Annotated in this window: 23 protein-coding genes and 1 tRNA gene; 11 read left to right on the top strand and 13 right to left on the bottom strand. The window is 60.0% G+C overall.

Going from position 1 to position 24472, the window contains the following annotated elements; genetic code table 11:
* Positions 1–34 precede the first annotated feature (34 nt).
* Positions 35–565 (top strand): acyl-CoA thioesterase, encoded by a 531-nt coding sequence (locus BD293_RS15255; protein ID WP_142083144.1) that lies wholly within the window; start codon positions 35–37, stop codon positions 563–565.
* 173 nt (positions 566–738) lie between these two features.
* Entirely contained in the window at positions 739–1725 is a 987-nt protein-coding gene (locus tag BD293_RS15250) for a cytochrome-c peroxidase (protein WP_142083142.1), read from the top strand.
* Between the two features lie 55 nt (positions 1726–1780).
* On the opposite strand, the gene BD293_RS15245 is transcribed toward BD293_RS15250, so the two are convergent.
* Positions 1781–2974: an MFS transporter gene (locus tag BD293_RS15245; protein WP_246086324.1), complete on the bottom strand. Its 1194-nt coding sequence runs from the start codon at positions 2972–2974 to the stop codon at positions 1781–1783.
* A 203-nt stretch (positions 2975–3177) separates the two neighbouring features.
* Here BD293_RS15245 and BD293_RS15240 point away from each other — a divergent pair, with 203 nt between their 5' ends.
* Entirely contained in the window at positions 3178–3606 is a 429-nt protein-coding gene (locus tag BD293_RS15240; RefSeq protein ID WP_142083139.1) for a c-type cytochrome, read from the top strand.
* Between the two features lie 255 nt (positions 3607–3861).
* Positions 3862–4350, top strand: a complete 489-nt coding sequence (locus BD293_RS15235) for a DUF4760 domain-containing protein (RefSeq protein ID WP_142083136.1) — start codon at positions 3862–3864, stop codon at positions 4348–4350.
* Positions 4351–4359: 9 nt separating this feature from the next.
* Here the strand turns inward: BD293_RS15235 and BD293_RS15230 are convergent, their stop codons facing one another.
* From BD293_RS15230 to BD293_RS15220, 3 genes are read right to left on the bottom strand one after another with little or no spacing between them, the layout of a single operon-like run.
* On the bottom strand, positions 4360–5631 hold the full coding sequence (locus tag BD293_RS15230) for a bifunctional folylpolyglutamate synthase/dihydrofolate synthase (RefSeq protein WP_142083134.1): 1272 nt from the start codon (positions 5629–5631) through the stop codon (positions 4360–4362).
* Entirely contained in the window at positions 5628–6572 is a 945-nt protein-coding gene (accD, locus tag BD293_RS15225) for an acetyl-CoA carboxylase, carboxyltransferase subunit beta (RefSeq protein WP_142084652.1), read from the bottom strand. Before accD ends, BD293_RS15230 begins: the two co-directional genes overlap by 4 nt.
* A 56-nt stretch (positions 6573–6628) precedes the next feature.
* On the bottom strand, positions 6629–7522 hold the full coding sequence (locus tag BD293_RS15220) for a CPBP family intramembrane glutamic endopeptidase (RefSeq protein ID WP_142083132.1): 894 nt from the start codon (positions 7520–7522) through the stop codon (positions 6629–6631).
* 144 nt (positions 7523–7666) lie between these two features.
* Here BD293_RS15220 and cls point away from each other — a divergent pair, with 144 nt between their 5' ends.
* The 6 genes from cls (at position 7667) to BD293_RS15190 (ending at position 14628) form a co-directional block, all read left to right on the top strand.
* A complete protein-coding gene (gene cls / locus BD293_RS15215; protein ID WP_142083129.1) occupies positions 7667–9094 on the top strand; it encodes a cardiolipin synthase in 1428 nt (475 codons plus the stop codon).
* A 69-nt stretch (positions 9095–9163) separates the two neighbouring features.
* The gene (locus BD293_RS15210) at positions 9164–10360 is read left to right on the top strand and encodes an MFS transporter (protein ID WP_142083126.1); all 1197 of its coding nucleotides are present in this window, start codon (positions 9164–9166) and stop codon (positions 10358–10360) included.
* A 35-nt stretch (positions 10361–10395) separates the two neighbouring features.
* Positions 10396–10469: transfer RNA gene (locus tag BD293_RS15205), tRNA-Gly, on the top strand.
* 63 nt (positions 10470–10532) lie between these two features.
* Complete coding sequence (ppk2, locus tag BD293_RS15200; protein WP_342781404.1) at positions 10533–11432, top strand: polyphosphate kinase 2; 900 nt, start codon at positions 10533–10535, stop codon at positions 11430–11432.
* A 143-nt stretch (positions 11433–11575) separates the two neighbouring features.
* Positions 11576–12244, top strand: coding sequence for an ABC transporter ATP-binding protein (locus tag BD293_RS15195; RefSeq protein WP_142083124.1), 669 nt, complete (start codon positions 11576–11578; stop codon positions 12242–12244).
* Positions 12241–14628 (top strand): FtsX-like permease family protein, encoded by a 2388-nt coding sequence (locus tag BD293_RS15190; RefSeq protein ID WP_142083122.1) that lies wholly within the window; start codon positions 12241–12243, stop codon positions 14626–14628. The genes BD293_RS15195 and BD293_RS15190 overlap by 4 nt, the downstream gene beginning before the upstream one ends.
* Before the next feature lie 442 nt (positions 14629–15070).
* On the opposite strand, the gene BD293_RS15185 is transcribed toward BD293_RS15190, so the two are convergent.
* From BD293_RS15185 to BD293_RS15160, 6 genes are all read right to left on the bottom strand, one after another.
* Complete coding sequence (locus BD293_RS15185; protein WP_142083119.1) at positions 15071–15484, bottom strand: DUF3830 family protein; 414 nt, start codon at positions 15482–15484, stop codon at positions 15071–15073.
* Between the two features lie 159 nt (positions 15485–15643).
* Positions 15644–16411 (bottom strand): ABC transporter permease, encoded by a 768-nt coding sequence (locus tag BD293_RS15180; RefSeq protein ID WP_246086323.1) that lies wholly within the window; start codon positions 16409–16411, stop codon positions 15644–15646.
* Positions 16408–17226, bottom strand: a complete 819-nt coding sequence (locus BD293_RS15175) for an ABC transporter ATP-binding protein (protein WP_246086322.1) — start codon at positions 17224–17226, stop codon at positions 16408–16410. The genes BD293_RS15180 and BD293_RS15175 overlap by 4 nt, the downstream gene beginning before the upstream one ends.
* An 8-nt stretch (positions 17227–17234) precedes the next feature.
* A complete protein-coding gene (locus tag BD293_RS15170) occupies positions 17235–18650 on the bottom strand; it encodes a dihydroorotase (RefSeq protein ID WP_142083115.1) in 1416 nt (471 codons plus the stop codon).
* Positions 18647–19441 carry an SDR family NAD(P)-dependent oxidoreductase gene (locus BD293_RS15165; RefSeq protein ID WP_142083112.1) on the bottom strand — a complete coding sequence of 265 codons (795 nt, stop codon included), beginning with the start codon at positions 19439–19441 and terminating at the stop codon, positions 18647–18649. The genes BD293_RS15170 and BD293_RS15165 overlap by 4 nt, the downstream gene beginning before the upstream one ends.
* A gap of 35 nt (positions 19442–19476) precedes the next feature.
* Positions 19477–20520: an ABC transporter substrate-binding protein gene (locus BD293_RS15160; protein ID WP_170207158.1), complete on the bottom strand. Its 1044-nt coding sequence runs from the start codon at positions 20518–20520 to the stop codon at positions 19477–19479.
* Between the two features lie 323 nt (positions 20521–20843).
* On the opposite strand from BD293_RS15160, the gene BD293_RS15155 reads away from it, so the two are divergent.
* Positions 20844–21749 carry a LysR family transcriptional regulator gene (locus BD293_RS15155; RefSeq protein WP_142083108.1) on the top strand — a complete coding sequence of 302 codons (906 nt, stop codon included), beginning with the start codon at positions 20844–20846 and terminating at the stop codon, positions 21747–21749.
* A 185-nt stretch (positions 21750–21934) separates the two neighbouring features.
* Here the strand turns inward: BD293_RS15155 and BD293_RS15150 are convergent, their stop codons facing one another.
* From BD293_RS15150 to BD293_RS15140, 3 genes are read right to left on the bottom strand one after another with little or no spacing between them, the layout of a single operon-like run.
* Positions 21935–22615, bottom strand: coding sequence for a DUF2848 domain-containing protein (locus BD293_RS15150; RefSeq protein WP_142083106.1), 681 nt, complete (start codon positions 22613–22615; stop codon positions 21935–21937).
* A 9-nt stretch (positions 22616–22624) separates the two neighbouring features.
* Entirely contained in the window at positions 22625–23905 is a 1281-nt protein-coding gene (locus BD293_RS15145) for a TRAP transporter large permease (RefSeq protein WP_142083104.1), read from the bottom strand.
* Complete coding sequence (locus tag BD293_RS15140) at positions 23902–24462, bottom strand: TRAP transporter small permease subunit (protein WP_142083101.1); 561 nt, start codon at positions 24460–24462, stop codon at positions 23902–23904. Before BD293_RS15140 ends, BD293_RS15145 begins: the two co-directional genes overlap by 4 nt.
* Between the last annotated feature and the right edge of the window lie 10 nt (positions 24463–24472).

Here is a 24472-nt window from a genome sequence, read left to right as displayed (position 1 = left end):
CCTTCCGGCACCGCTGCGCGAAAGGAGCGCGCCTATGTATCCCTTCATCCGCTTTGCCAAGGAAATGCTGAAATACCGCAACGCCCCGCGCCTTGGGGTGTGCGATCTGCATGTCTCGCATCATCGCTGCTGGCCTTGGGATCTGGACCCTTGGGTGGAATTGAACAACGGGCGCACGCTGACATTGTATGATCTGGGGCGCATTCCAATGGCGATGCGGACGGGGCTGATAGATGTGCTGCGCCAGAATCGTTGGGGTATAACCGTGGCAGGCAATACCACGCGCTACCGCCGCCGCATCCGTGCGTTTGAACGGTTCGAGTTGCGCAGCCGCTGCATCGGTTGGGATGCGCGGTTTCTGTATACCGAACAGGCCATGTGGAAAGGCGACGACTGCGCCAACCACATTCTGATCCGCTCGGCCATCACCTCTGCGCAAGGGATCGTGCCGCCTGCGCAAGTTCTGCGCGCCATGGGCCAGCCCGAGGACAGCCCCGAAATGCCAGTCTGGGTGAATGCGTGGATTGCGGCAGATGCCGAACGGGTGTGGCCCCCAGAGATTTGATCTCTGGCCCGCAAAACCTGAGTCTCACTTGCATATTTAGAATCGCTCTAAATCTTGACATGGATCAAGGTGCTGCCTCACAGCTCTGTTATTGTGTGATTTGACACGCGCGAGAATGCACGGCGCAGGCCTTGCAGTCGGTGATGACAAATTAACACGAACAGGAGGCCAACATGACCCCCAGACAACTGCACCGCCTTGGCGCAACCGCGATGGCACTGGTGCTGAGTGTCACGGCAGTTCATGCAGAAGACATCGCGGAATATATGGATTTCTTCGAACCACTGCCTTTCTTGCCGCCTATCCCGGCAGATAACACTATGACGCCCGAAAAGATCGAATTGGGCAAGATGCTGTTTTTTGAACCCCGCATTTCGGCCTCTGGCGTGATCAGTTGCGCCACCTGTCACAACCCCGCACTGGGCTGGGCTGACCGGATTCCGCGCGCTGTCGGCCATGGCGGGCAAGTGGGCGAACGCAACACCCCCACGGTGCTGAACTCCGGCTTTTTGGGTGCGCAATTCTGGGACGGGCGCGAGCCTGATCTGGAAGGGCAGGCGCTGGGTCCGATTCAGGCTGATATCGAGATGAACATGACCTTGGCCGAGGCGATCGAGCGGCTTAAGGAGTTCGAGATATATCACGAGCATTTCGCCGCAGCCTTTCCCGACGACGCTGACCCAATCAATCAGGGCAATGTCGCGCTTGCGATTGCGACATTCGAGCGGACGCTGAACACGCCCAATTCGCCGCTGGACCGGTTCTTGCAAGGCGATGTGCAGGCCATGACCGAGCCGCAGGTTGCGGGGATGAAGCTGTTTGTCGATGCCGGGTGTGTGGCCTGCCACAATGGCCCTGCACTGACCGACAGCAACTATCACCGCTTTGAATTGCCCGGATCAAAAGACGAAGGGCGTTTTCTGGTGACAGGGGACGAGGCGGATATGTTTGCCTTCCGCACACCCACATTGCGCAACGTGGCGGTGACCTATCCGTATTTCAACAACGGTTCGGTGCCCGATCTGGAAGGTGCTGTGCAGCTGATGGGCCAGCAAATGCTGGGGCAGGATTTCAGTGATGAAGAACTGGACAGCCTTGTGGCCTTCATGCATGCGCTGACTGGCGAAATGCCCGATCTGGTTATTCCCGCGCTGCCATAAGCAAGCCCGCGACGACCGCATGTCACCGCCCACCTGTAAACGGTGGGCGGTGTTTTCATGTGCGCAAGGGGTTGCGCGTGCTGCGCCACATGGCCCAAGTCAGCGCGATATTGGCCAGACCCAGTGCCGCCAGCACATAAAGGGACATGCCTTCGCCTAGGGTGCTGATCATGAACGCCCCCGCAAGCGGCGCTATGGCCTGCGCCATCAGGGCCGGGCGGGCAAGCTGCCCCATCAGGACAGGAAACCGCGCAGGCCCGAACAATGCCAGCGGCAAGGCACCGCGCGCGATGGAAAACAGACCGTTACCCGCGCCATAGAGAATAAGCGCCAGTGCTGGCAGGTTCAGCCCTGCCGCCAGCAGCACCAACCCCGATGCAATCGACCCGGTAGAGGCGATCATGGTCCAGATAGGATGATGCCGCCCGCGCCCTGCCATCTCGATCAGGCGCGCGCCCACCTGCGCAGGCCCGATCAAGGCCCCCAGTGCCACAGCCTGCCCCAGACTGATGCCTTGCGCCTGCAACAGCGTGAACAGCCAGATCGAAATGTTGAACACCACCAGCCCGTTCAGCACCAGCAACCCGCCCATCACCAAAAGTTGCCGCGCTTCGGTTCGGGAAACGGGCTGGGACGGGGTGATCTGGTCGGGGGCCGGGGGCGGGGCTTCGGCCTCGCGCGGTAAGGCCAGCCAGACCAGTGGCAAGGTCAGGCACAGATGCAGCCCCGCATAGGCCAGTGCGACCCCGCGCCAGCCCCAATGCTCCAGCATCAGGGCCGACAGGGGCCAGCACACCGTGCTGGCAAAGCCGCCCCAAAGTGTCAGGGCGGTGATCGCGCTGCGGGCCTCGGCCCCGTAGAGGCGGCCCAACGTGGCAAAGGCCGGATCATAGAGCGTGGCCGCCATGCCCGCCCCCAGCACAAGCCAGCCCAGCCAGAACACCCACAGCGCTTGCGCCAGTGCCAAAATGATAAGGCCCAATGCCAGCGCAAGGACGCCCGCTGCCAACACCGGCCGCCCGCCAAACCGCGCAATCAACCGCCCCACCCGAGGCGAGACCAGCGCCGCAGTCAGCAACCCCGCAGACAGCGCACCGGTAATGGTGTTCAGCCCCCAGCCGGTGCTTTGCGCAACCGGAGCGGCAAGCACCGTCATCAGGTAATAGCTGCTGCCCCATGTCAGGATCATCACAACGCCAAGCGCCGAAATAACCAGCCAGCGCGGCCGCAAGGGTGTCAGGCGGTGCATGATTCGGGGCCTTGTTGCGCATGCGTTATGGCGCGAAAGGGTGCCACCAAGCACAAAACATCTGTGACACAAGCATGTTTACTGGTCATTTTGTCACCTTGCGAAACTCTTGTCAGGCAGTATGGTGTTCTATAGAAGCAGATAGCTCGGTGAGGGTCGTGGCCGTATGCCAATGACAGCACCCAAGGAATAGGAAGTGATACATGTCCAAACTGAAGTCCTTCGTTATAGCTGCATTTCTGACAGCTCCTTTAGCTGCACAAGCAGAGCCGACAGGCGATGCAGACGCAGGTGAGTCGAATTTCCGTCAATGTGCAAGCTGTCATGGGGTTGTGGACCCTGATGGCACTGTCATTCACCGTCTTGCGCCGACAGGCCCGAACCTTTGGGGTGTCGTGGGACGTCAGGCAGGTGCATATGAAGATTACGCACGCTTTTCCAGCGCGATTGTCGCGGCAGGCGAAGAGCATGATGTCGTCTGGGACGAAGAAAGCTTCGTCGCCTATGTCAACGATCCAAGCGGGTATCTGCGCGAAGTGACCGGCGACTCGCGTGCACGTTCCAACATGAACCACCGTCTGCGTGGCTCGGCTGAAGATATCTATGCCTATCTGGCACAGTTCAGCGAGTAAGTGTCGATGACAGTGGGAGTGTTGCACACCAATGGGTGGAAAACGCTCCTACGCCGTCATAGATATTAGTAGACTGGTAAGAACTCTGTGCTATCGTTCTTGTATATCTGCAAGGAGTGGAAATGTTAACACGATCCAGCTACTGGCCGAACGCACCTCGTGAGGGGTACGGTGGCTAGCTTGTAAGACGAATGAATTTAAAGGCCCGCCGGTTTTCGGCGGGTCTTCTGCATTTTCAGGATTTGATTTTGAACAATGAATTTCGAGGTTCTGCTTGCCCCTGTTGCAATAATGGTCTCTGCTCTGGGCGCTTGGTATTTTGCACACAAGGCCATCCAGAACGCTCAGGATATTTCAAGAAAGAAGAATACGTTTGACTACATGAGCAAGCTCAGTTGGGATCGGGATTACATTCAAGCGAAGAACACTTTTCTTGAAATCAAGATCGGCCCCAAAAAGCTCAGAGCCGTATCAGAAGAGTATGAAAGGCTGAAGAGTAACGGCCATGGCCACAACGCGCCGGAAGGCGATGAAACGGCAAGAAAGACAATCGAAGAACACGCGGCGATCAAGTCCTTTACGCTTGATGAACAGATTGTCAGAGAGAATATTCAACAACAGTTCGTGGACCATGTCGACGCCTGCAAGGATTTCATTGAACACACACGCCGAAATAGCGGCTTTCGCCGACCAGAGAGGATCTGGTGCGAAGTTCAGCTTCTTGCCGAAAAATGGCGCATTTGACGATAGAGTTCAGCCGTTCTCGCGCAAGATATTCCCCGCCAGATACAGCGACCCGCATATCAGCACATGGGCGCTGGGGTCTTGCGCTGCGATCTGTTTCAGGGCCGAGAGGACATCTGTTGCCTCACTTGCGTCAATTCCGGCGGTGCGCGCGGCCTGCGCTGTTTCCTGTGCTGATAGAGTTGCCGCCTCGCCCGGTATCGAGACGGCGTAGAGATGCTGCGCCACATCTTGCAGGGGGCGCATGAAACCCGCCACATCCTTGGTGTTCAGCATCCCGCAGATCAGCCACAGCCGCCCGATATTCATCTGCGCCAATGTGGCGGCGATTGCATGGCCCGCAGCCGGATTATGCCCGCCATCCAGCCAAATCGCTCCGCCGGAATGGGCCTCGACCAGTGGCCCTTGGTGCAGGCGCTGCATCCGCGCGGGCCATTCGGCCCGTGTCACTGCTGCCTCGGCCCCTGCGTCGCGTGCCAGTGCGCGCAGCCCCGCCAGCGCCATGCCTGCATTTTGCACCTGATGCGGGCCGGGCAGGTTGGGCATGGGCAGATCAAGCAGGCCGGTTTCATCCTGATAAATCAACCGCCCCGCTTCGGATGTCAGATGCCAATGCTGGCCGCAAACCAAAAGCGGTGCGCCAAGGCGTGCGGCGCGGGCCTCGATCACCTCTAGCGCGGCATCGTCTTGCGGGCCGACGATGCACGGCACCCCGCGCTTGAGAATGCCTGCCTTTTCACCCGCGATTTCGGGCAGGGTGTTGCCCAGATATTGCTGGTGATCCAGACTGATTGGCGTGATCAGCGTCAGCGCGGGGTTATCCACCACATTCGTCGCATCCAGCCGACCGCCCAGCCCCACCTCTAGCAAAGTGTAATCAGACGGTGTGCGCGCAAAGGCCAGCAGGGCGGCGCAGGTCGTGATCTCGAAATAGGTGATCGCGTCACTGCCATTGGCGGCGAGGCATTCATCCAGAGCGGCGCTCAGGGCCTCTTCAGAAATCAGCGTGCCAGCCAGCCGGATACGTTCGTGAAACCGCGCCAGATGTGGCGATGTATAGGCATGCACGCGCGCGCCTGACCCTTCCAGCCCTGCGCGGATCATCGCCTGAACCGAGCCTTTGCCATTCGTGCCTGCGATATGGATAACAGGCGACAGGCGGCGTTCGGGGTGGTCGAGTGCCGCCAACAGGCGCCAGACACGGTCCAGCGTCAGGTCGATGATTTTGGGGTGGAACTGCATCATCCGCGCCAACAGCGCGTCGGAGCTGGTGTTGCTCATTTTTCCTCGGGGGGTTGCGCAGCCGCTTCGGCCTGCGCTGCCTCGATGATTGCGGCAGGGTCGGGGCGTGGCAGGTCGCCATGCACAACCGGCCCAAGGCCGCCCAGCATCCGCAGTATCGTCGCAATCTCGGTGCGCAGGTGCGGGCGGGGTGTGACGCGGTCCAACATGCCGTGTTCCAGCAGATATTCAGCGCGCTGGAATCCCTCGGGCAGTTTTTCGCGGATGGTCTGTTCAATGACGCGCGGGCCTGCAAAGCAGATCAGCGCGCCCGGTTCGGCAATCTGGACATCGCCCAACATGGCATAGCTGGCCGTCACGCCGCCCGTGGTGGGATTGGTCAGCACCACGATATAAGGCAAACCCGCTTCGCGCAGCATATCAACGGCCACGGTCGTGCGCGGCATCTGCATCAGGGACAAGATGCCCTCTTGCATCCGCGCGCCCCCCGCAGCCGAGAACAGCACCAGCGGCAGCTTGCGCTTGATCGCATGTTCGCAGCCCGCAATGATGGCATTGCCGACATGCATGCCCATTGACCCGGCCATGAATTCAAAATCCTGCGCGACAGCGACAATTCGGGTGCGCATGATTTCGCCTTCGGCAACCAGCATCGCTTCTTTCTCGCCGGTCTGCTTTTGCGCGGCTTTCATGCGGTCGGGGTATTTCTTCTGATCGCGGAAATGCAGCGGGTCCGTAATCGGCTGGGGCACCGAAATTTCCGTATACATCCCCCCATCGAAAAACCCGGCAAAGCGTTCGCGCGGGCTGACTGTCATGTGGTGGCCACAAGAATTGCACACGCGTTGGTTTTCCGTCAGTTCACGGTGAAACAGCATCGTGCCGCAAGAGGGGCATTTTTCCCACAGATTCTCTGGCATCTCGCGGCGTGAAAACAGCGAGTTGATCGTGGGGCGGACGTAATTGGTGATCCAGTTCATCGGGTCATCCCTGCGCAAGGTGGCATTCAGATAATCGGCTGGCGTGGGAATTGCAATCAGCGCCCGCGCAATGCCCATCTGCAAATCGCCCAGACAAGTAACATACCTGCCATATCCAAGGCCAGCATTGGCAAGATCGCCTCTGTATCACTGACCGAAAAGGGCAGACGGTAGAGCGCCATGCCGTCCAGTGCCTCGCCCGTGGTGAACAGCAAAATCGCAAACATATTGTTCGCAAAATGCAAACCCCAAGCCATGCCGATGGCCCCTGACCGCGCTGTCAGATCGGCCATAAGAAGCCCGAAAAAGCCGGTCACAAAAACAATCAGCCAGACAGACTGGCCCATTTCTTCGGGCGAGTAATGCACCAGCCCGAAAATAACCGACGGCAACACCATCCACACCCAGCGAGAGGCAAACCGCGCCGCCAGTTGCTGTTGCATATACCCGCGGAACACAAGTTCTTCCGCGCCGGTCTGGATCAGCAGGCCGATCAGCGCCAAGGGCAGAAACATCAGCCAGACAGGCCAGGCCACCCCGCGCGTCAGATCCAGCGTCAGGAAAAACCAGATAATGCCGGGAAGAGCCACCACTGCGAAAATCCCGAAACCGGTTGCGAAATCGCGCAGCACAACCGCGCGCGGCCCGAACAGCGTGGCAATGGGGCGCTTGTGCAGCCAGCGTGTGGCGGCGAATGCCCCCAGCGCCATGCCAAGAAAGGTCAGCAGCAGCAGGATCAGCGAGGACGGCGTGCTGCCTGTGCCAATGGTCCCAAGCATGTCCTCCAGCCTGTCGACGCCAAGCGACACCCCGATCACCCCGGCCATCAGCCCCATCCACAGGATATAGACCGCCAGCACCAGCGCCAGCCCTACTACCAGTCGCCAAACCTGCGGGCGCAGCCGCGCCGGGGCAACGTAGCGATCAAAAACAAGTGGCTTGAGCAACATGAGACACCCTTGGGCAATACCGGACAACACATGTCTTAAATAGCCTATGACACAGGGCTTCAAGCGTTTCTGGCACAGGTCTGCGTGACTCTGCCCGCGCAACGTGACAATTTGGCGCTCGGATCATCGCGGGGTAAGTCGAGTATGGCAGGCGCAACAGTCGTTCTGGTTGTTTTCTTGCAGATAAGCTTCATCGTCCGTGCGCTGTTGCGCGCGGGGTTAACGCCGTCTGCGCGGCTGGCATGGGTGACGGTTATCTCGGCCTTGCCGGGTGTAGGGATCGCCGCGTATTTCCTGTTTGGCGAAATCCGGCTGGAGCGCGCCAAGCGCGAACGCATGCGCGAGGTGCGCAACCAATTGCTGGCAGCACAGGCAAGCAGCCCCGACCTGCCCCTGACCCTGCAAGGGCCTGCCCGCCCCAGTTTCGCCGCAGGACACGCCACCAGCGGCTTTATTCCCGTCGCAGGCAACCGCCTGACCCTTCTGGCCGAGGGGGACGCGATGATGGACGACATGTTTACGGCCATCGACAGCGCACAGGACCATGTGCATGTGCTGTTTTATATCTGGCTGCCCGACACAACAGGCACGCGCATGGCCGATTGCCTGTGCCGCGCGGCGCGGCGCGGTGTGGCGTGCCGCGTGCTGGTTGATGACCACGGTGCGCGGCATCTGATCCGTTCGCCCTTGTGGCGACGGATGCAGGGCGCAGGCGTCGCGCTGGAGCGCGCGGCACCTGTCGGCAATCCGTTCATCAGCCTGCTGTTCCGGCGGCTTGACCTGCGCAACCATCGCAAAATCGTGGTGGTCGACAACCGCCTAAGCTGGGTTGGCAGTCGCAATTGCGCTGATGAGGCCTTTGCGATCAAGCCCCGTTTTGCCCCGTGGGTCGATATCCTGATGCGTCTGGAAGGGCCGGTCGTGCGCCAGCAGCAAGCCGTGTTCCTGCATGACTGGATGACCCACCACTCGGAAGACCTGAGCGCGCTTCTGGCCGAGGATGCGCCCGAACCTCAGGCAGGATCGGTGATTACGCAGGTCATCGCCTCTGGCCCGGATGATGTATACACCACCCCGTCGGACGCGTTGCGCGCGATGATCTATGCCGCGACCGAGCGCGTTTTTCTGACAACGCCGTATTATGTGCCCGATATGGCGTTGCACACGGCGATATGCTCTGCCGCCGAGCGGGGGGTGCAGGTCGATCTTATCCTGCCCGCGCGCAATGACAGCCTGATCGTGGGGGCCGCCAGCGAAAGCCTGTATCCCGACCTGCTGCGCGCAGGCGTGCGCATCCACCTGTTCGAGGGGGGGCTGATCCATTCCAAGATCGCCACCGTGGACGGCCTGTTCGGCATGATCGGCACCGCCAATCTGGACCACCGCAGTTTCGATCTAAATTACGAGAATTCGCTTTTGTTTCAATGCTCTGACGTGACTTCCGCGCTCGATGCGCGCCAGCAAAGCTATATCGAGCGCGCCCTTGTGATCGACAGCTTCGATGTGATGGGCTGGTCCATGCTGCGACGCCTGCGCAACAACACCATCGCGCTGGCCTCTCCGCTTTTGTAACAGGCTTGCCTTGTCATTATTTGGCCACTGAAGTATGCGCGCTTCGTGAACATGTGAAGGGTTCTTGCCATGAGCCTCAGTGCCGAGACACCGACAGCCGAGCGAACCACATGGCTGGTGCTGGTTGCGATCAGCCTGTGCCATATGATCAATGACATCATGCAATCGCTGCTGGCCGCCATCTACCCGCTGCTCGCGTTGGAGTTTGACCTGAGTTTCTGGCAGATCGGGCTGATGACCTTTGCGTTCCAGGTCACAGCCTCGCTGTTGCAACCGTTTGTCGGGCTGGTGACAGACCGCCGCCCCATGCCGCAATCGTTGCCCATCGGCATGGGCGCTACGCTGTTCGGGCTAATTCTGCTGGCCTTTGCGACCAGTTACGGGGGGCTGCTGACGGGGGCGATGCTGATCGGCATCGGCTCGGCCGTGTTTCACCCGGAATCAAGCCGCATTGCGCGGCTGGCCTCTGGCGGCAAATTCGGCACAGCGCAGTCCTTGTTTCAGGTCGGGGGCAATTTCGGATCGGCCCTCGGGCCATTGCTGGCCGCGTTTATTGTGGTGCCGCTGGGGCGGCCAAGTGTTGCGGCTTTTGCTGTGATGGCGCTGGTGGGTATGATTATTCTGAACCGTGTGGGCCTATGGTATGGCAATCTGGCGCGGGCCAGTGCTGCAAAGGGGCGGCTGACGCAAACCCATGGTCTGCCGCGCAACCGCGTTATCGTGGCGCTGGTGGTGCTGACCATCCTGACCTTCAGCAAGAATGCCTATACCGCCAGCATTTCCAGCTATTACACATTCTTTCTAATCGACCGCTTCGATCTGGGCATCGTGCCTGCGCAGCAAATGCTGTTTTTGTTTCTGGCCGCCGGTGCCGCCGGGGTTATGCTGGGCGGGCTGGTGGGCGACCGCTTTGGCCCGCTGGTGGTGATCTGGTTCTCGATCCTTGGGGTGCTGCCGTTTACGCTGATGCTGCCCTATGTCGGGCTGCAAGCCACTGCGGTGCTGTCGGTCATCATTGGAATCATCCTCGCCTCGGCCTTTCCGGCGATCGTGGTCTTTGCGCAAGCGTTGTTGCCCGGTCGCGTGGGGCTGGTGGCGGGTATCTTTTTCGGCTTTGCTTTCGGGATGGGCGGGATTGCTGCGGCGTTCCTTGGCGTGATGGCCGATTTTCGCGGCATCGCATGGGTGTATCAGGCCTGCGCATTTCTGCCGCTTCTGGGGCTGACGACCATTTTCCTGCCGCGTCGTGGGGCGCTGGGTACTTGACCCGCGCTTGGGCTGCTGGTAGCTGATGGGGCAGTGCGGGCATGGTGAAATGGTATCACATGAGCCTTCCAAGCTCTTGGTGCGGGTTCGATTCCCGCTGCCCGCTCCAGCAACCCCTTGCATCATGACGCGTTTACCCCTTTGCTGACAGGATCAGCACATGGGGGCACAGATGAGCGCGATTCCAATGCCGTTTGACGGGCAAGTGACAGAGTATCTGACACAGAAAGCGCCCCAATCCCTGCGCTGCACCATAGAGGATGCGCGCAAGCGCGACACGCTGGCCGGCAACTACCCCTATCCGCGCTGGATGAAGAAATCCGACTATCAGGACGCGCTGCAACCGCTGCAATTCGAGTTGGCCAAACTGCAACACTGGCTGGCCGAGACAGAGCAGCGTGTGATCGTCATTTTTGAAGGGCGCGATACGGCAGGCAAATCCGGAGCGATCAACCGCATCACCGAAGTCACCAACCCGCGCACCGTCCGGGTCGAGGCCTTGCCAAAGCCCACCGACCGCCAGCGGCGTGAATGGTTCTTTCAACGCTATGTCGAACGCCTGCCTGCGGGGGGTGAAATGGTGCTGTTCGACCGGTCATGGTACAACCGCGCCGTGATCGAGCATGTCTTCGGCTTCTGCACCCCGGATCAGCGCGCCCGTTTCTTCCATCAGGTGCCAGAGTTTGAACGTATGCTGGTCGGGGACGGCGTGCATCTGATCAAGATCTGGCTGAATGTGTCGCGCGCAGAGCAATTCCGCCGCCTTCTGGCGCGCGAAAGTAACCCGATGCGCCACTGGAAACTCTCTCAAATTGATATCGATGGCTTGGCCAAATGGGACAGCTACACTCATGCCATCGCCCAGACATTCGAGCGCACCCATACCATGCACGCCCCCTGGACCGTCATCCGCTCGGAAGACAAGTATCGCGCGCGCCTTGCGGTGCTGCAACATATCCTTGGCACCTTGCCCTATGCGCTGAAAGATGCAGCCAATGTCACCCCGCCCGACCCTGAAATCTGCGGCACCCCCGCAATCTGGGACGCAGAGTTGTGGGATGACGGCACCTGATACATTCCCCCCGCCCGTATCATTTTCTTGCGTCAAATACTCTCGGGGGGGCCATGCTTTGCATGGCGGGGGGCAGACAGCCCCCCAGCGCGGCTGGAAACCGTATTGCCAAGGCCTAAACTCTGCTGGATACAGGAGGCTTCATGAAAGCGCTGACCCTTTGCGACATATCCAAAAGTTTTGACACCGCCGAAGGGCGCGTCGAGGTGCTCAAACATGTGTCGCTGGGGCTGGAGGCTGGCCAGTCACTGGCGCTGACAGGGGAAAGCGGCAGTGGCAAATCGACGCTTTTGCACATCGCCGCCGGACTGGAACAGCCCGATGCAGGCCAGGTGCGTGTCGCACAGGATGATCTGACCGCGATGGGCGATGCGGGGCGCGCGCGCTTGCGTCGGGGGCAGGTGGGGTTGATCTTTCAGCAGTTCAATCTGATTCCGTCCTTGAATGTGGGGGCCAATCTGGCGTTTCAGGTGCGGCTTGCGGGCAAAGCGGATGCTGCGTTCGTTGCGGATCTGGCGCAGCGTCTTGGGTTGGAGGGCTTGTTGCAGCGCTACCCCGAGCAGTTGTCCGGCGGCCAGCAACAGCGCGTTGCCATCGGGCGGTGCCTTGCCGCACGCCCCGCCCTTGTTCTGGCGGACGAGCCGACAGGCAATCTGGACGAGGCGACTGGCGATCAGGTGCTGGACCTGATGCTGCATCTGACCGCGCAGGCAGGGGCCGCGTTATTGCTGGTCACGCATTCCCCGCGACTTGCCGCACGCTGTACGTCGCGCGCACATCTGCGCGCAGGCCAGCTTGGCGATGCGCCATGACCGGGGCCGCCCTCTCGGCGCTGGTGTCGCATTGGCGGCGCGCGCCCTTGCAACTGGCCATGTTGCTGGCGGGGCTGGCGCTGGCAACCGCGCTATGGTCCGGCGTGCAGGCCCTGAACGCCGAGGCCCGCGCCGCCTATGCCACCGCCGAAGGTGTGGTGTCGGATGGCGGCACAGCGCGGCTTGAACATGCCTCTGGCCAGATGGATCAAGCCGAATTCGCGCGCCTGCGCCGCGCGGGGTGGCTCGTCTCGCCCGTGATCGAGGGGCGCGCGGGCATGGGCACGGGGCGTGTAACCGTGCTGGGGATTGATCCGGTCAGCGCACCGGGGGGGATTGGCCCTGCATTGGCCGCATCGGATCTGGAAGGGTTTTTTGACGGGTTGGGGTATGCCCATCCGCAGACCCTTGAGGAAATCGGGCCAACCGACCGGCCCTTGCGCGCCACCCCGGCCCTGCCTGTCGGCACGGTGCTGGTCGATATTTCCACCGCGCAATCCCTTCTGGGGGCGGAGGGCTGGATCACTCGGCTAACCCTTGCGCCCGCGCAGCCCCAAGGGCTGGCACCGCTTGAAGTGGTTGCGCCCGATCTGCGCCTGATCTCGCCCGAAGACGGGGCCGAACTGGCGGGGCTGACCGACAGTTTTCATCTGAACCTGACGGCCTTTGGCTTGTTGGCCTTTGCGGTGGGGCTGTTCATTGTGCATTCTGCCGTTGGTCTGGCGTTCGAGCAGCGCCGCGCCATGTTTCGTACCCTGCGCGCCCTTGGCCTGCCCCTGCGCCATCTGACCGCTTGCCTTGCAGGTGAGATGATCCTGTTTGCGCTGGTCGCGGGGGCTGTGGGGCTTGGGCTGGGCTATCTGCTGGCTGCGGCCCTGTTGCCGGATGTCGCCCTTACGCTGCGCGGCCTCTATGGCGCGCCTGTGCCCGGTACGCTTCGCTTTGACCCGCTTTGGGCGCTGGCGGGCTTGGGCATGACCTTGGCAGGCACAACGCTGGCAGGCGCGCAGGCGCTGTGGCGGTTGTGGCATATGCCTGTGCTGGCCCCCGCGCAGCCGCGCGCATGGGCGCATGCCTCGGCGCGGACAATGCGTGTGCAGGGCGGGGCCGCTGTAGCGCTGGCGGGGCTGGCCGTGGTTCTGGCACTGTGGGGCGCTGGGCTGGTTGCGGGTTTCACCTTGCTGGCCGCCACGCTGTTGGCGGCGGCGCTGGCCGTGCCCCTGGTGCTGGCCGCCGTGCTGGCAGGGGCCGAACGCATGGCCCGCACACCTGTTGCGCAGTGGTTCTGGGCCGACAGCCGCCAGAACCTGCCGCGCCTGTCGCTGGCGCTGATGGCGCTGATGCTGGCCCTGTCGGCCAATATCGGGGTGGGCACGATGGTCGCAAGCTTTCGCGCAACGTTTATCGACTGGCTGGACCTGCGGCTGGTGGCCGAGGTCAATGTCTTGCCCCGCAGCCAGACCGAGGCTGAGGCCCTGCACGCTTTCCTGAGCCCGCGCGCCGATGCCATTCTGCCCATGCAGCGCATCGACGCCACGCTCGCGGGCCAGCCGGGGCAGGTCTATGCGATGAAGGATCACGCCACTTTCCGCGAAAACTGGCCCCTGATTGCCCCTGTGGCGGATGTTTGGGACAAGTTGGCGGCGGGCGAGGGGGTGCTGGTCAATGAACAACTATACCGCCGCGCGGGGCTGCGCCCCGGCACGTCGATGCTCGATTTGCCGGGGATCGGCCCTGTGCCAGTGCTGGGCGCCTATCCCGATTATGGCAACCCGCTGGCGCAGGCGGTGCTGTCGGTGGAGCGTTTTGAAGCGGCCTATCCTGACACGCCCATCCGGCAATTCGCCATCCGCACCGAGGATGCACCCCGCCTGATCGCCGCGCTTCAGGATGATTTCGGCCTGCCCAGCCCCCAGATCACCGATCAGGCGCAGGCCAAAGCGCTGTCGCTGACCATATTCGAGCGCACATTCCTGATTACCCGCGCGCTGAATGTGCTGACGCTTTCGGTGGCGGCCCTTGCGCTGTTCGCCGCCCTTGTGACCCTATCTGGCATGCGATTGGCGCAGCTGGCCCCGCTTTGGGCGCTGGGGCTGACAACGCGGCATCTGGCAGCACTGGAACTGGCGCGCGCGTTGGCGCTGGGTCTGTTGACGATGATTTTCGCATTGCCTGTGGGCCTGTTGCTGGCGCAGGTGCTGTTGTCGGTCATCAATGTGCAGGCCTTTGGCTGGCGCTTGCCCATGCAGGTTTTTCCCGCCGATTGGGCGCGGTTGGGGCTGTGGGCCGGTGTCGCCGTCCTGCTCGCGGCGCTGCTGCCTGCGGTCAGACTGTGGCGGCGTGGGCCCGGCCAGTTGTTGCGGGTCTTTGCGCAGGAACGCTAGGGTTTGGCGCAGGAAAGTGACACCTGATCCCCTGCTTGCGCAGCATCGGACCGATATGTCCGCTTTTGAACACGGTGAGCGACTGCCCGATCAGCGGCAAGGGGCCGGGGCTGTAGATCAGGCGGCGCCAACGCAAGGGGCGGCAGGACGAAGCCGCGTTGGGGTTTGAGGCGAGGCGGCGAGATCAGCAATCGGGAATGTCGCGACATCGCCGATGACATGGATGCTCGGGTCCGAGCTGCAACACAGGGTGTCCACCAGAACACCGCGCCCGTCTGGGGTCAAACAGTCCAGACCGGCAAAATGATCAAAAAATACGCTTGAAACGTTGTGATCGCCAAGCGGCGCCGACGATCGCCCCCTCCCTAGGCCAAATGTTCAAGCTGGGACGCCGGCTGCGCTTTTGTTTGCGCAGCCCAGCCCCCCACTTGGCCCATTTCCATTAGTCCGCTTCAAATCGGATCGGCTTTGCGCCTTCCCATAGAACTGAAGTGCCCAATGCGTGAAGATTTTCCAGCCCACCTGTCAAGGTGATGAAATGATTGCCCGCCAGTTGCCCCATTTTCGAGCTGAAATCGACACCGCCATAGGCAAGCAAAATCTCTGTCTCGCTGATTCCGCCCGGATACAGAATGATGTGCCCTGGTGCGGGGTGGCTTGTATGATTTTCATATCCGACCCCAAAATCTGTCTCGCCCAGCGGAACCCAGACACCTTCGCCTGACCAGCGGACGTGAACGATCTTGCTGACATAGGGCAGATGCTTGCGAAACGCGGCAACGGTTTTCGGGGCGTTTTCTGTCTCGAAATGGCCCGTGAATGTGAAATCGCCTGCGGTGATTTTCAGATTGTCCAAGGTAGTCTCCTGTTCATCATATGAAGCTGTTGTTATTTCCGCAGAGTTGGCAAATCGTACGCCATCCCTATGGGGTGCGACCGTGATGTTGACGCGAAGGAAATGCGTGTTGATTGCCCTTCGCGTGTTTTGTTGAGGCAGAGCAGGTCGTCAGCGCAATCAGATCGCTGCATCCTTGCGCATCGCCCAGCCCACGACCCACCGTTCGATCAGCGAGAAGATGACGTATAGGGACACGCCCATGGTCGCCAAAACGAACAGCCCTGCGAACACAAGCGGCACATTGAATGACGAGGATGCAATCATCATCATGTTTCCGACGCCCCGGTTCGAGGCCACAGTTTCGGCGACGACCGAGCCGACGAAGGCGAGCGTGACCGAAACTTTCAGCGACGCAAAGAAATACGGCATTGCGCGGGGCAGCGCGACATTCCACAGAATATCAAGCTTGGACGCCTTCATGGATTTCATGACGTCCTCCAGTTCCGGCTCGACTGTTGCAAGACCCGTGGCCATGTTCACCACAATCGGAAATATGCAGATGATCATTGCGGTCAGGATCGCAGGCACTGTCCCGGCGCCGAACCACAACACAAAGATCGGGACCACCGCGACCTTCGGGATGGACGAGATGCCCACCAGCAGGGGGTAGGCTGTGTCATAGGCAAGCCGCGAGCTGCCGATCAGGGTGCCCAGCAACAGGCCAATCACAACACCAATGCTGAAGCCGGTCATTGTTGTGTAGAGCGTTTGCTGGGTGTGCGGCCAAATGCCCGGCCCGCGCACATAGAGTGTTGTCAGAATCTCGGACGGGCGCGGAAGGATCAGGCTGGATATCCCGAAAACCACGCAAGCAATTTCCCAAAAGACGAAGACACCAAGGATCAGGCTGATCGAGGCGGCTCGGCGGCGGATTGCGGCCATCATAGCGTTTTCTCCTTCGGGGAATGCACGATCATGCTGCGCAAATGCTGGATCGTGGCCGTGAAATCAGGCTCGTAGGTCATTTCAACTGTGCGGGGGCGCGCGAAAGGAACCTCTCGATCATCAAGAATGCGCCCCGGTCGCGGGCTCATGACGCAGATGCGATTTGCCAGATAAGCCGCTTCGCGCAGATCATGGGTTACAAGAAGTACTGTGGTCGTCGTCGACATCCACAATTCCTGCAAGGTGCCCCAAAGCTCCTCTCGGGTGAATTGGTCCAGCGCGCCAAAGGGTTCATCAAGCAGCAGCAGATCAGGTTCATGGATCAGGGCGCGGCACAGGTTGGCGCGCTGCATCATCCCGCCTGACAATTGCCACGGAAAGCTGTCCGCGAAGCCCTGAAGGCCCACTTGCGCCAGAAGTGCATCAACCTTGTCGCGGTATTCGCCCTTGCGCTTGGCGCGGTAGTGTTGGCGGAAGGGGGGCACGATCTTGAGTGGCAACATAACATTGTCGCGGATGGTCATCCATGGCAGCAGCGTAGAGGATTGGAACGCCATCCCCACACGCACAGGTTTTGCGCCCAGTTCGCGCCCACCGAAAAAGATGACCCCCTCTGAGGGTTTCAAAAGCTCGGCTGCCAGCTTCAGGAGTGTGGATTTACCGCATCCTGACGGGCCGACAAGAGCCACGAAATCCCCTTCGGTTATGGCAAGGTTGGTGGGCTCTAGCGCGCGCACGATATCCGGTTTTCGACCATAATCGACCGCGACATTCTCGAACTGTATCAAAGGAACTTTCAGGGACTGGTGCGACATATTCATCTTCAGCCTTTCTGACCAAGCACAGCGGCAAGGCTCTGATCGGTGTTGCGGGGGGCGGGTGCGGGCATCTTCTGAATATCGGTCACTTGGCGGCCATGACCGGCCATATCCGGCACCAGCGTGCGATCTTTTTGCACAAAACGGCCACGCACCAGCGTGTGGATCGGGGCACCGGTCGTCTCCACACCCTCAAAGGGTGTGATCTTGCCGCGTGAATGCAACCGCTCGGCAGCGATCACCTCGCGCCGTGTCAGATCGACGACGGCTATGTCTGCATGTGCCCCCGGAGCGATCCTGCCCTTCATCGGCCATAGGCCAAATGCCTGTGCGGGGCGGACTGACGACATGCGCACATACTCTTCCAGTGTGATCTGCCCCTTGGCCACGGCAGTCAGCATCAGCGGCATCTGGGTTTCAACACCGGGAAATCCGCAATCGGCCTCCCAGATGGACTCGCGCCGTTTTTCTTCCGGCGTGTGGGGGGCATGGTCTGTTGCGATCATGTCGACCACGCCGCTTTTCAACGCGTCCCAGATCGCTGTGCTGTCCTTGGCTTCGCGCACAGGAGGGTTAACCCGAATGACTGACCCCAGCGTGTCATAATCGCTGCTGTCCAGCATCAGGTAGCAAGGGCACGTCTCTCCTGTGATGTCGACACCGCGCGCCTTGGCCTCTGCCAGAGGGCGCAATTCACCTGCAGATGAAATATGCAGCACATGGATGCGCGCGCCCGTCCACTCTGCCAACGCGGCGGCACGCCCTACAGCTTCGATGGCAACAATTTCAGGCCGTGCGCCTATATGTGCCAGCGGATGGTTAATTCCGGCGGCTTGCAGTTTCGCTTGACGCCACGCCATGATGGACGCTGTTTCAGCGTGCAGCGAGACGCGCAGCCCAAGCTTCGCGGCAATCTCGAACCCTTCCAGCATCGCCCCGGTAGAAGGGGATGGCAGATTGCCGAAGGTGTTGCCCATGAAACACTTGAACGCATTGGCCCCGGCCTCTGCCAAAGCTTCCAATTCATCAATGTTATCTTCCGCCATCAGGCCATACAGGCCGAAATCCACACGCGCCTTGCGGGCGCATTCTTGTTTTTGGCGCAGTTCCACGACAGATCGCGTGGGCGGATGTGTATTCGGCATCTCAAAGACTGTCGTGACCCCACCCATCGCAGCGGCGTCAGTGCCAGTCTGCCAGTCTTCTTTGTGGGTGTAGCCCGGCTCTCGGAAATGCACATGCATGTCGATCGCGCCCGGCAGCAGGTGTAGCCCCGTCACATTGATAGTCTCCACAGCATCGGGCATTGCCTCTGGAGCGCCCACTGCAAGTATGATGCCGTCCTTGATCGCAACATCTGCATGCTGACGAGAACGATCATCGACAAGAATGCCGCCTGTGAGAATAAGATCAGCTTTCATAGTGCAGCCCACCCGCCATCTACGGCCAAATCGGCCCCTGTGATCTGACGCGCGCGATCAGAGGCAAGAAACAGGCACGCGTCAGCGACATCGCGATCTGTGCTGATGCGGCGCAAGGCATAATCAGCCGCGTGCCGCTCGACTGCTTCCTGTTCGGAAATGCCCAGACGCTGCGCCATTTCGGGCACAACCTTGGTTCGGAAACGCGGGCCATCGACCATACCGGGGGCCACGTTATTCACGTTTATGCCGTCAGGCCCCAACTCCAGCGCGAAAGATTTTGTCACCCCGCGCAGGCCCCATTTGCTGGCCGAATAGGCCAGACGCCCCGCCTTGCCACGCAATCCAAACGTGCCGCCCACATTTACGATGCGGCCCTGTTTTTGCGCCTGCACCACCGGGGCGACCGCGCGGATCATGTTGAACGGGCCACGCATGTTCAACAGCACGATTTCATCGAATTCATCCGCCGAAGTCTCGGCCCCGGTTTTGCCAATCGGGCCAGAACCGCCGGCAACATTGACCAGAACATCAATCCGGCCGCTCAGTTCTGCGCATGTTTGGTTTATCGCGGCCAAGCAGGCGTTTTCGTCTGTCATGTCGCAGGCAATCACGATGACCTGTGCGCCCAAGGCGCGCGCCTCTTTGGCAACCGGTTCAATCGCGGCGGTGTCGCGCCCGATCAGGGCGAGGTTTGCACCTTCTTGTGCAAACCCCAAAGTTACAGCCGCTCCAAGCCCCTTTGCAGGCCCGGTTATGACCACAACGCGCTCTTTCAATCCAAGGTCCATTTTCTCAACTTTTTTAGGGATGCGGTATTCGTGACTTAGGCCTTGGCCAATGTTGTAACCCGGTCTTCCAGTGGGGGCAGGAATGCCTCTGTGAAGATCGTATCGGCGGCAGGTGTGTTGGGCAGGTCATTGGCCTCGACAGCAATGTCGATGGAGCGTTTGAAGCGGTCCGGGTCAACGGCGCCAATGCCGTAGGTTGCACCTTCGGGATGGCTCATTTCATCTTCCAGCGTCGCCATCAGGCGGGCCAGTTCCACGTCTTTCTCGATCAGGGACTCGCGCCGCGCAACGGCTTCTATCGCGGCTTCTGGATCGGCAAGCGTGTCTTTCAACCCTTGATTGACAGCGGCACTGATACCGCGCAGCACATCGGGCTGTTCCTCAACAAGCTTGCGCGATGCAATCAGGCAGTTTGAATACAGGTCCATCCCGTAATCTGCAAAATTGATCCAGCGGATTTCTTCGTCAGGATTCATGCCCGACAGGATTGCCGAGAAGCGGATGGTGTTCACGAACCCGAACACCCCTTCAACCTGACGTGTGCGCAGCATCTGTTCGCGCAGATTGGCCTGCATATTGGTGATTTCTATGCCCGACGTATCAATACCCGTCATTTTTGCAAAAGCGGGGAACAGACGCAGCGCGCCATCATTTGCAGCCCCGCCCAACAAGCGACCTTCCAGATCCTGCGGGGTGTGAATGTCGCTGTCTTTCAGCACCGCAATGGTAAAGGGCGGGCGATTATACATCATGAAGAACCCGACCGGCGCTTCATCTGGCCTTTCAGCGGCCACGGCGACTGCCGCGTTAATGTCGCCAAAGCCCAGATCATAGGAACCGCCAGCAACCTGCACGACCGCTGCACCAGAACCAGAGCCTTGATCCATTGTCAGGTTAATCCCTGCATCATCGAAATAGCCACGATCCTGCGCGAAGAAGAACCACCCCTGCGGACCCTGATAACGCCAGTTCAGGATCATGTTGGCAGTGACATTTTGCGCAAATGCAGGGTGACCCATGCCACCGGCAAGGGCGGCAGCGCCAGTGGTGGCGAGGAATGAGCGACGGTTCAGTATCATGAGGGGGTCTCCTTGGGCTGGGGTTGGTGAGAGGGTGTTGAACGCATTCAGGATGTTGTCGGTGGTGGGCGTGAAGCCGAAGTGCATCTCGACAAGCTCGATGATGGCCTGGCTGGTTGCGTCAGGGGGTGGTGTCTGACATCCGCGCTGCGTGCCCATTGATCAGGTAGGTCCAGTGACATGTTTTCTCCTGCAAGCCGCGTTGCCTCAGTCAGATTCGCTGGGCTGGTTTTGTTTGCCATCGACAGTCGGTGCTGTCGTCTGCTAATAATTCTCAGGCCCGGTGCAAAAAAAGCACCGCTCTTTTTTCCAAGCGAGGCGGCATGCGTTATCAGCTGATCCTGCGGTATATCGAGGCCGTCGTGAAATACGGCTCCATACGCCGCGCGGCAGATGAGTTGGCGCTGACGGCATCTGCGTTGAATCGCCGGATTCAGGCTTTTGAAGAAGAGTTGGGCGAAAAGATTTTCGAGCGCTTGCCTCAAGGTGTCAGATTAAACCCGGCGGGTGAGCTGCTCTTGTTCAGTGCGCGCAAGCAATTGGCCGAGGTCGAACGGTTGCGCTCGCAGATAGCTGATCTGTCTGGCATGCGGCGTGGCCATGTCTCTGTTGCGTGCAGTCAGGCGCTTGCCCCGTATTTCTTGCCCGCGCAAATGTTGGAATACACGGCAAACTTTCCGAGTGTGACATTCAGTTTTCTGGTGCGGGACCGGGGCGCGGTCGAGCATTCTCTCTCTGATTACACAGCCGATTTCGCACTCGTTTTTGGCGCAGCCCAGTTGCCAGAGCTACAGATCGTATTGCAGGCCGAGCAGGTGCTTCACGCTGTCATGCGAAGCAACCATCCGCTGGCTCATCTCAAGAGCGTGCGTCTGCGCGATATTCTGCAATATCCCATGGCGCTTCCCTCAAAAGCCTTTGCAGGACGCCAAATGCTGGAAACCGCAATGATGCGAACAGCAATGCCGCGCAATGTGCTTGTCGAATCTGACTCATTTGAATTTCTCAAAAGTGTTGTTGCTGAATCCGACGCCGTGATGGTGCAAATTCCTATCGGAACCCCGACTGACCCCAATGCCGGCATTATCAGTCGGCCAATTGCCAAACTTGATGTGCCCCACGGGGTGTTGAGCGTTCTGCAATTGCGGGGTCGTACGCTGCCCGTCGCCTCCGCGCGTTTCATGGATCAAATCGTGCGTGCATTGGAAGCCCGGTTTCCCGTGACATAGGCATCGCGGCGTCCCCCGTTCGCGGTTCTGCGGCCTATGGGTCCATCGGGGCCTGTGCGGGTTTGGGGCCGTATCAGAGTGGTTAATGGTGGCCTCGCTGACCCTTATCGACATCTTTGCCGACGAGGGTCAAGCGGCCATTGTGGTGTTTGGCGGCGAAGTGACCTTCGGTTGCCAAACGAATGTCAGGAAATGATCGGCAACGTGGCAATCTGGTACTGATGTGTAATCGTTCGGCCCGAAACGGGGTCTTGCAGTGCCATGCGGAAATCGGTTGCCGTCCTGATGCCGCCAAGTGCCGGTAGGGTTCCGCAAAGAAGTGCTGCGCCGGGCGCAAGCCGTCCACCCGGCAATGCTGAAAGCAACTCTGCCAACGGCTTGATCGCAGCGAGGGTGCCGGTCTGATACTGTGTCCAGCCGGCCTTGCCTTGTTCCAGAATATGCGCCGACAAGATCAGGTCATCGAGGTTTGCGCTGTCACTGTCAAAGCGCCACAGCGTTTGTGCAATGGGTTTGGGGCACGCCTGTTTGGACTTTGCCACCGATATGGTTTCCAGCGCACGATCCGTATGATCAGAGGCAAGACCAAGCCAAAGCGCGCCGTCTGCATCTGCTACGATCAGCGGTTCCACCTCGCCCGAGGTTGCGGGGCCAAGGGCCGTGATGACCGGTGCCTGAGTCAACAATTCCGGCCCGAGCTGATAGTAGAGCGGCACGCTCGACGGCGCTGGAACACCGAGTTCTGCCAATTCTTCGATGTGGTGCTGGACCGCGGCGGCGTTTCGCCCTGTCCAGCCTGCCACGATCAACTTTGAAATGGCAATCGACACCGGCCCCTGATCGGTCTGGAATGTGAATACAGGCATGGCCCCCTCCTACAGGTTCTTGGGCAACCACAGCGCCAGATCCGGCACCGCGATCAGCAAAAACGCCATCAGCAACATCAACACAGCGTATGGGATTGCGCCGACCATCACCTCGGACAGGTTTCCACCACGCCGCGCGCCCTGCACGACATACAGGTTAAGCCCGACAGGGGGCGTGATCAGGGCCATTTCCACCAGCACAATCATCAAAATCCCGAACCAGATCGGATCATACCCAAGGCCCACCACAATCGGCACCATGATCGGAATGGTAATGACCATCAGCGACAGGGTCTCAATAAAGAAACCCAGCACGATATAGATCAGAACAATGACCATCAGCGTCATGAAGGGGGTAAAACCAAGCCCCTCCATGAAAGCACGCAATTCACGACCAAGTCCTGCACTGGACAGGGTGAAGTTCAAAAACGCTGCCCCCAGCACCACCAGCATGATCATGGCGGTGATCCGCATGGTGCCGTAAAGCGATTCCTTCAGCATCGGCCAGTTCACCCCGCCGGAGAAGGCCGCGATCACAAAAGCCATGCCGACACCTACGGCGGCGGCTTCGGTCGGTGTGGCCCAGCCGCGATAGATCGAGCCGACAATGGCCGCAAATAATAGAAAGATCGGGATAAGGTGCACCAGAACGCCCAGCATTTCAGGGAATGGATAGCGGCGTGATTCGCCGCCCAGTTCCGGGCGCACCATGCAGATCAGCACGGTCATCATGCTAAAGCCTACCGCCAGCATCAGCCCCGGTATCAGACCTGCAACGAACAGCTGCGGGATCGAGGTTTCGGTCAGAAAGCCATAGACAATCAGGTTGATCGAGGGCGGGATCATGATGCCCAACGTGCCGCCCGCCGCGATAGCGCCTGAAAACAGGCGCGGATCATAGCCAAGTTTTTCCGCCTGCGGCATGGCCACGGTGGCGACAGTTGCAGCCGTGGCCACGGATGAGCCAGAGGTGGCAGAGAACAGCGTTGCTGTGCCGATATTGGCATGGATCAACCCGCCCGGCAGCCAGCTAAGCCAACGGTCGAGCGCGGCATAGGTCTTGGCTGCCACGCCTCCGCGCACCAGAACTTCACCCAGCAGAACGAAGAAGGGAATCGCGATCAGGGTCGAGGAATTTGAAGATGACCACACAAACTGCCCCAAGCCCCGGATCAGCGGAAAGGGGGTGAAGAACTGGTCGATCCCAAACCCCAGCAAGAACAGCACGATCCCCACCGGGATTGTCAGCGCCATAAGTCCCAGCAGCCCGCTGAAGATGTAAAGGATCATCTCAATTGCTCCAGTTCATCTTCGACTTCGTTGCGAATGCCGATCTTGCCCTCGACCGCGCCCAGCTTGCCTTGCAGCACCAGCGCGATGGACAACAGCGTGACCGCGCAGCACATGCACGCGAACCAGACCCAGCCGCCGAACCACAAGCTTTGCGGTATCCAGAGCGGGGTCTCTAGCACGGTATTGGCGCGGGAATTGTTGGTGATGGACCGCGCCAGTACCGGCCATGCGCGGAACGCGATGATGACAACAGTCGCTGACATGGCAAGCATCGCCAGCAGGTCCAGAAACACGCGGCCCCAGCTTGCGAACCGGGTGCGAAGTACCTCGATGCGGATATGCGACAGCTCCATCAGGGCGAAGCCCATGCCCCACGCTGTGGTGACCGCCATGACATAGCCCGTAATCTCGGATGTGCCGCCCAATGAGGTGCCGAAGCGGCGCAAGGTAATTTCGAGCAGCACATAGCCCACACAAACCAAAAGCCCCAGCCCCACCACCAGCGCAATAACGCGGTTGATACGGCGAAGAAGCTCGAAAATATGCAAGACCATGTGCTGCCCT

The sequence above is a fragment of the Roseinatronobacter monicus genome, from assembly GCF_006716865.1.
In the GTDB taxonomy this organism is placed as follows: domain Bacteria; phylum Pseudomonadota; class Alphaproteobacteria; order Rhodobacterales; family Rhodobacteraceae; genus Roseinatronobacter; species Roseinatronobacter monicus.
The sequence above is the reverse complement of the archived record's forward strand: the minus strand, read 5'-3'. Positions and strand labels throughout refer to the sequence as shown.

Bases quoted from the DNA above. Each gene is read 5' to 3' on its own strand.
- BD293_RS15255 (WP_142083144.1), top strand. From the start codon at position 35: ATGTATCCCTTCATCCGCTTTGCCAAGGAAATGCTGAAATACCGCAAC.
- BD293_RS15250 (WP_142083142.1), top strand. From the start codon at position 739: ATGACCCCCAGACAACTGCACCGCCTTGGCGCAACCGCGATGGCACTG.
- BD293_RS15245 (WP_246086324.1), bottom strand. From the start codon at position 2,974: ATGCACCGCCTGACACCCTTGCGGCCGCGCTGGCTGGTTATTTCGGCG.
- BD293_RS15240 (WP_142083139.1), top strand. From the start codon at position 3,178: ATGTCCAAACTGAAGTCCTTCGTTATAGCTGCATTTCTGACAGCTCCT.
- BD293_RS15235 (WP_142083136.1), top strand. From the start codon at position 3,862: ATGAATTTCGAGGTTCTGCTTGCCCCTGTTGCAATAATGGTCTCTGCT.
- BD293_RS15230 (WP_142083134.1), bottom strand. From the start codon at position 5,631: ATGAGCAACACCAGCTCCGACGCGCTGTTGGCGCGGATGATGCAGTTC.
- accD (WP_142084652.1), bottom strand. From the start codon at position 6,572: ATGAACTGGATCACCAATTACGTCCGCCCCACGATCAACTCGCTGTTT.
- BD293_RS15220 (WP_142083132.1), bottom strand. From the start codon at position 7,522: ATGTTGCTCAAGCCACTTGTTTTTGATCGCTACGTTGCCCCGGCGCGG.
- cls (WP_142083129.1), top strand. From the start codon at position 7,667: ATGGCAGGCGCAACAGTCGTTCTGGTTGTTTTCTTGCAGATAAGCTTC.
- BD293_RS15210 (WP_142083126.1), top strand. From the start codon at position 9,164: ATGAGCCTCAGTGCCGAGACACCGACAGCCGAGCGAACCACATGGCTG.
- ppk2 (WP_342781404.1), top strand. From the start codon at position 10,533: ATGAGCGCGATTCCAATGCCGTTTGACGGGCAAGTGACAGAGTATCTG.
- BD293_RS15195 (WP_142083124.1), top strand. From the start codon at position 11,576: ATGAAAGCGCTGACCCTTTGCGACATATCCAAAAGTTTTGACACCGCC.
- BD293_RS15190 (WP_142083122.1), top strand. From the start codon at position 12,241: ATGACCGGGGCCGCCCTCTCGGCGCTGGTGTCGCATTGGCGGCGCGCG.
- BD293_RS15180 (WP_246086323.1), bottom strand. From the start codon at position 16,411: ATGATGGCCGCAATCCGCCGCCGAGCCGCCTCGATCAGCCTGATCCTT.
- BD293_RS15175 (WP_246086322.1), bottom strand. From the start codon at position 17,226: ATGTCGCACCAGTCCCTGAAAGTTCCTTTGATACAGTTCGAGAATGTC.
- BD293_RS15170 (WP_142083115.1), bottom strand. From the start codon at position 18,650: ATGAAAGCTGATCTTATTCTCACAGGCGGCATTCTTGTCGATGATCGT.
- BD293_RS15165 (WP_142083112.1), bottom strand. From the start codon at position 19,441: ATGGACCTTGGATTGAAAGAGCGCGTTGTGGTCATAACCGGGCCTGCA.
- BD293_RS15160 (WP_170207158.1), bottom strand. From the start codon at position 20,520: ATGATACTGAACCGTCGCTCATTCCTCGCCACCACTGGCGCTGCCGCC.
- BD293_RS15155 (WP_142083108.1), top strand. From the start codon at position 20,844: ATGCGTTATCAGCTGATCCTGCGGTATATCGAGGCCGTCGTGAAATAC.
- BD293_RS15150 (WP_142083106.1), bottom strand. From the start codon at position 22,615: ATGCCTGTATTCACATTCCAGACCGATCAGGGGCCGGTGTCGATTGCC.
- BD293_RS15145 (WP_142083104.1), bottom strand. From the start codon at position 23,905: ATGATCCTTTACATCTTCAGCGGGCTGCTGGGACTTATGGCGCTGACA.
- BD293_RS15140 (WP_142083101.1), bottom strand. From the start codon at position 24,462: ATGGTCTTGCATATTTTCGAGCTTCTTCGCCGTATCAACCGCGTTATT.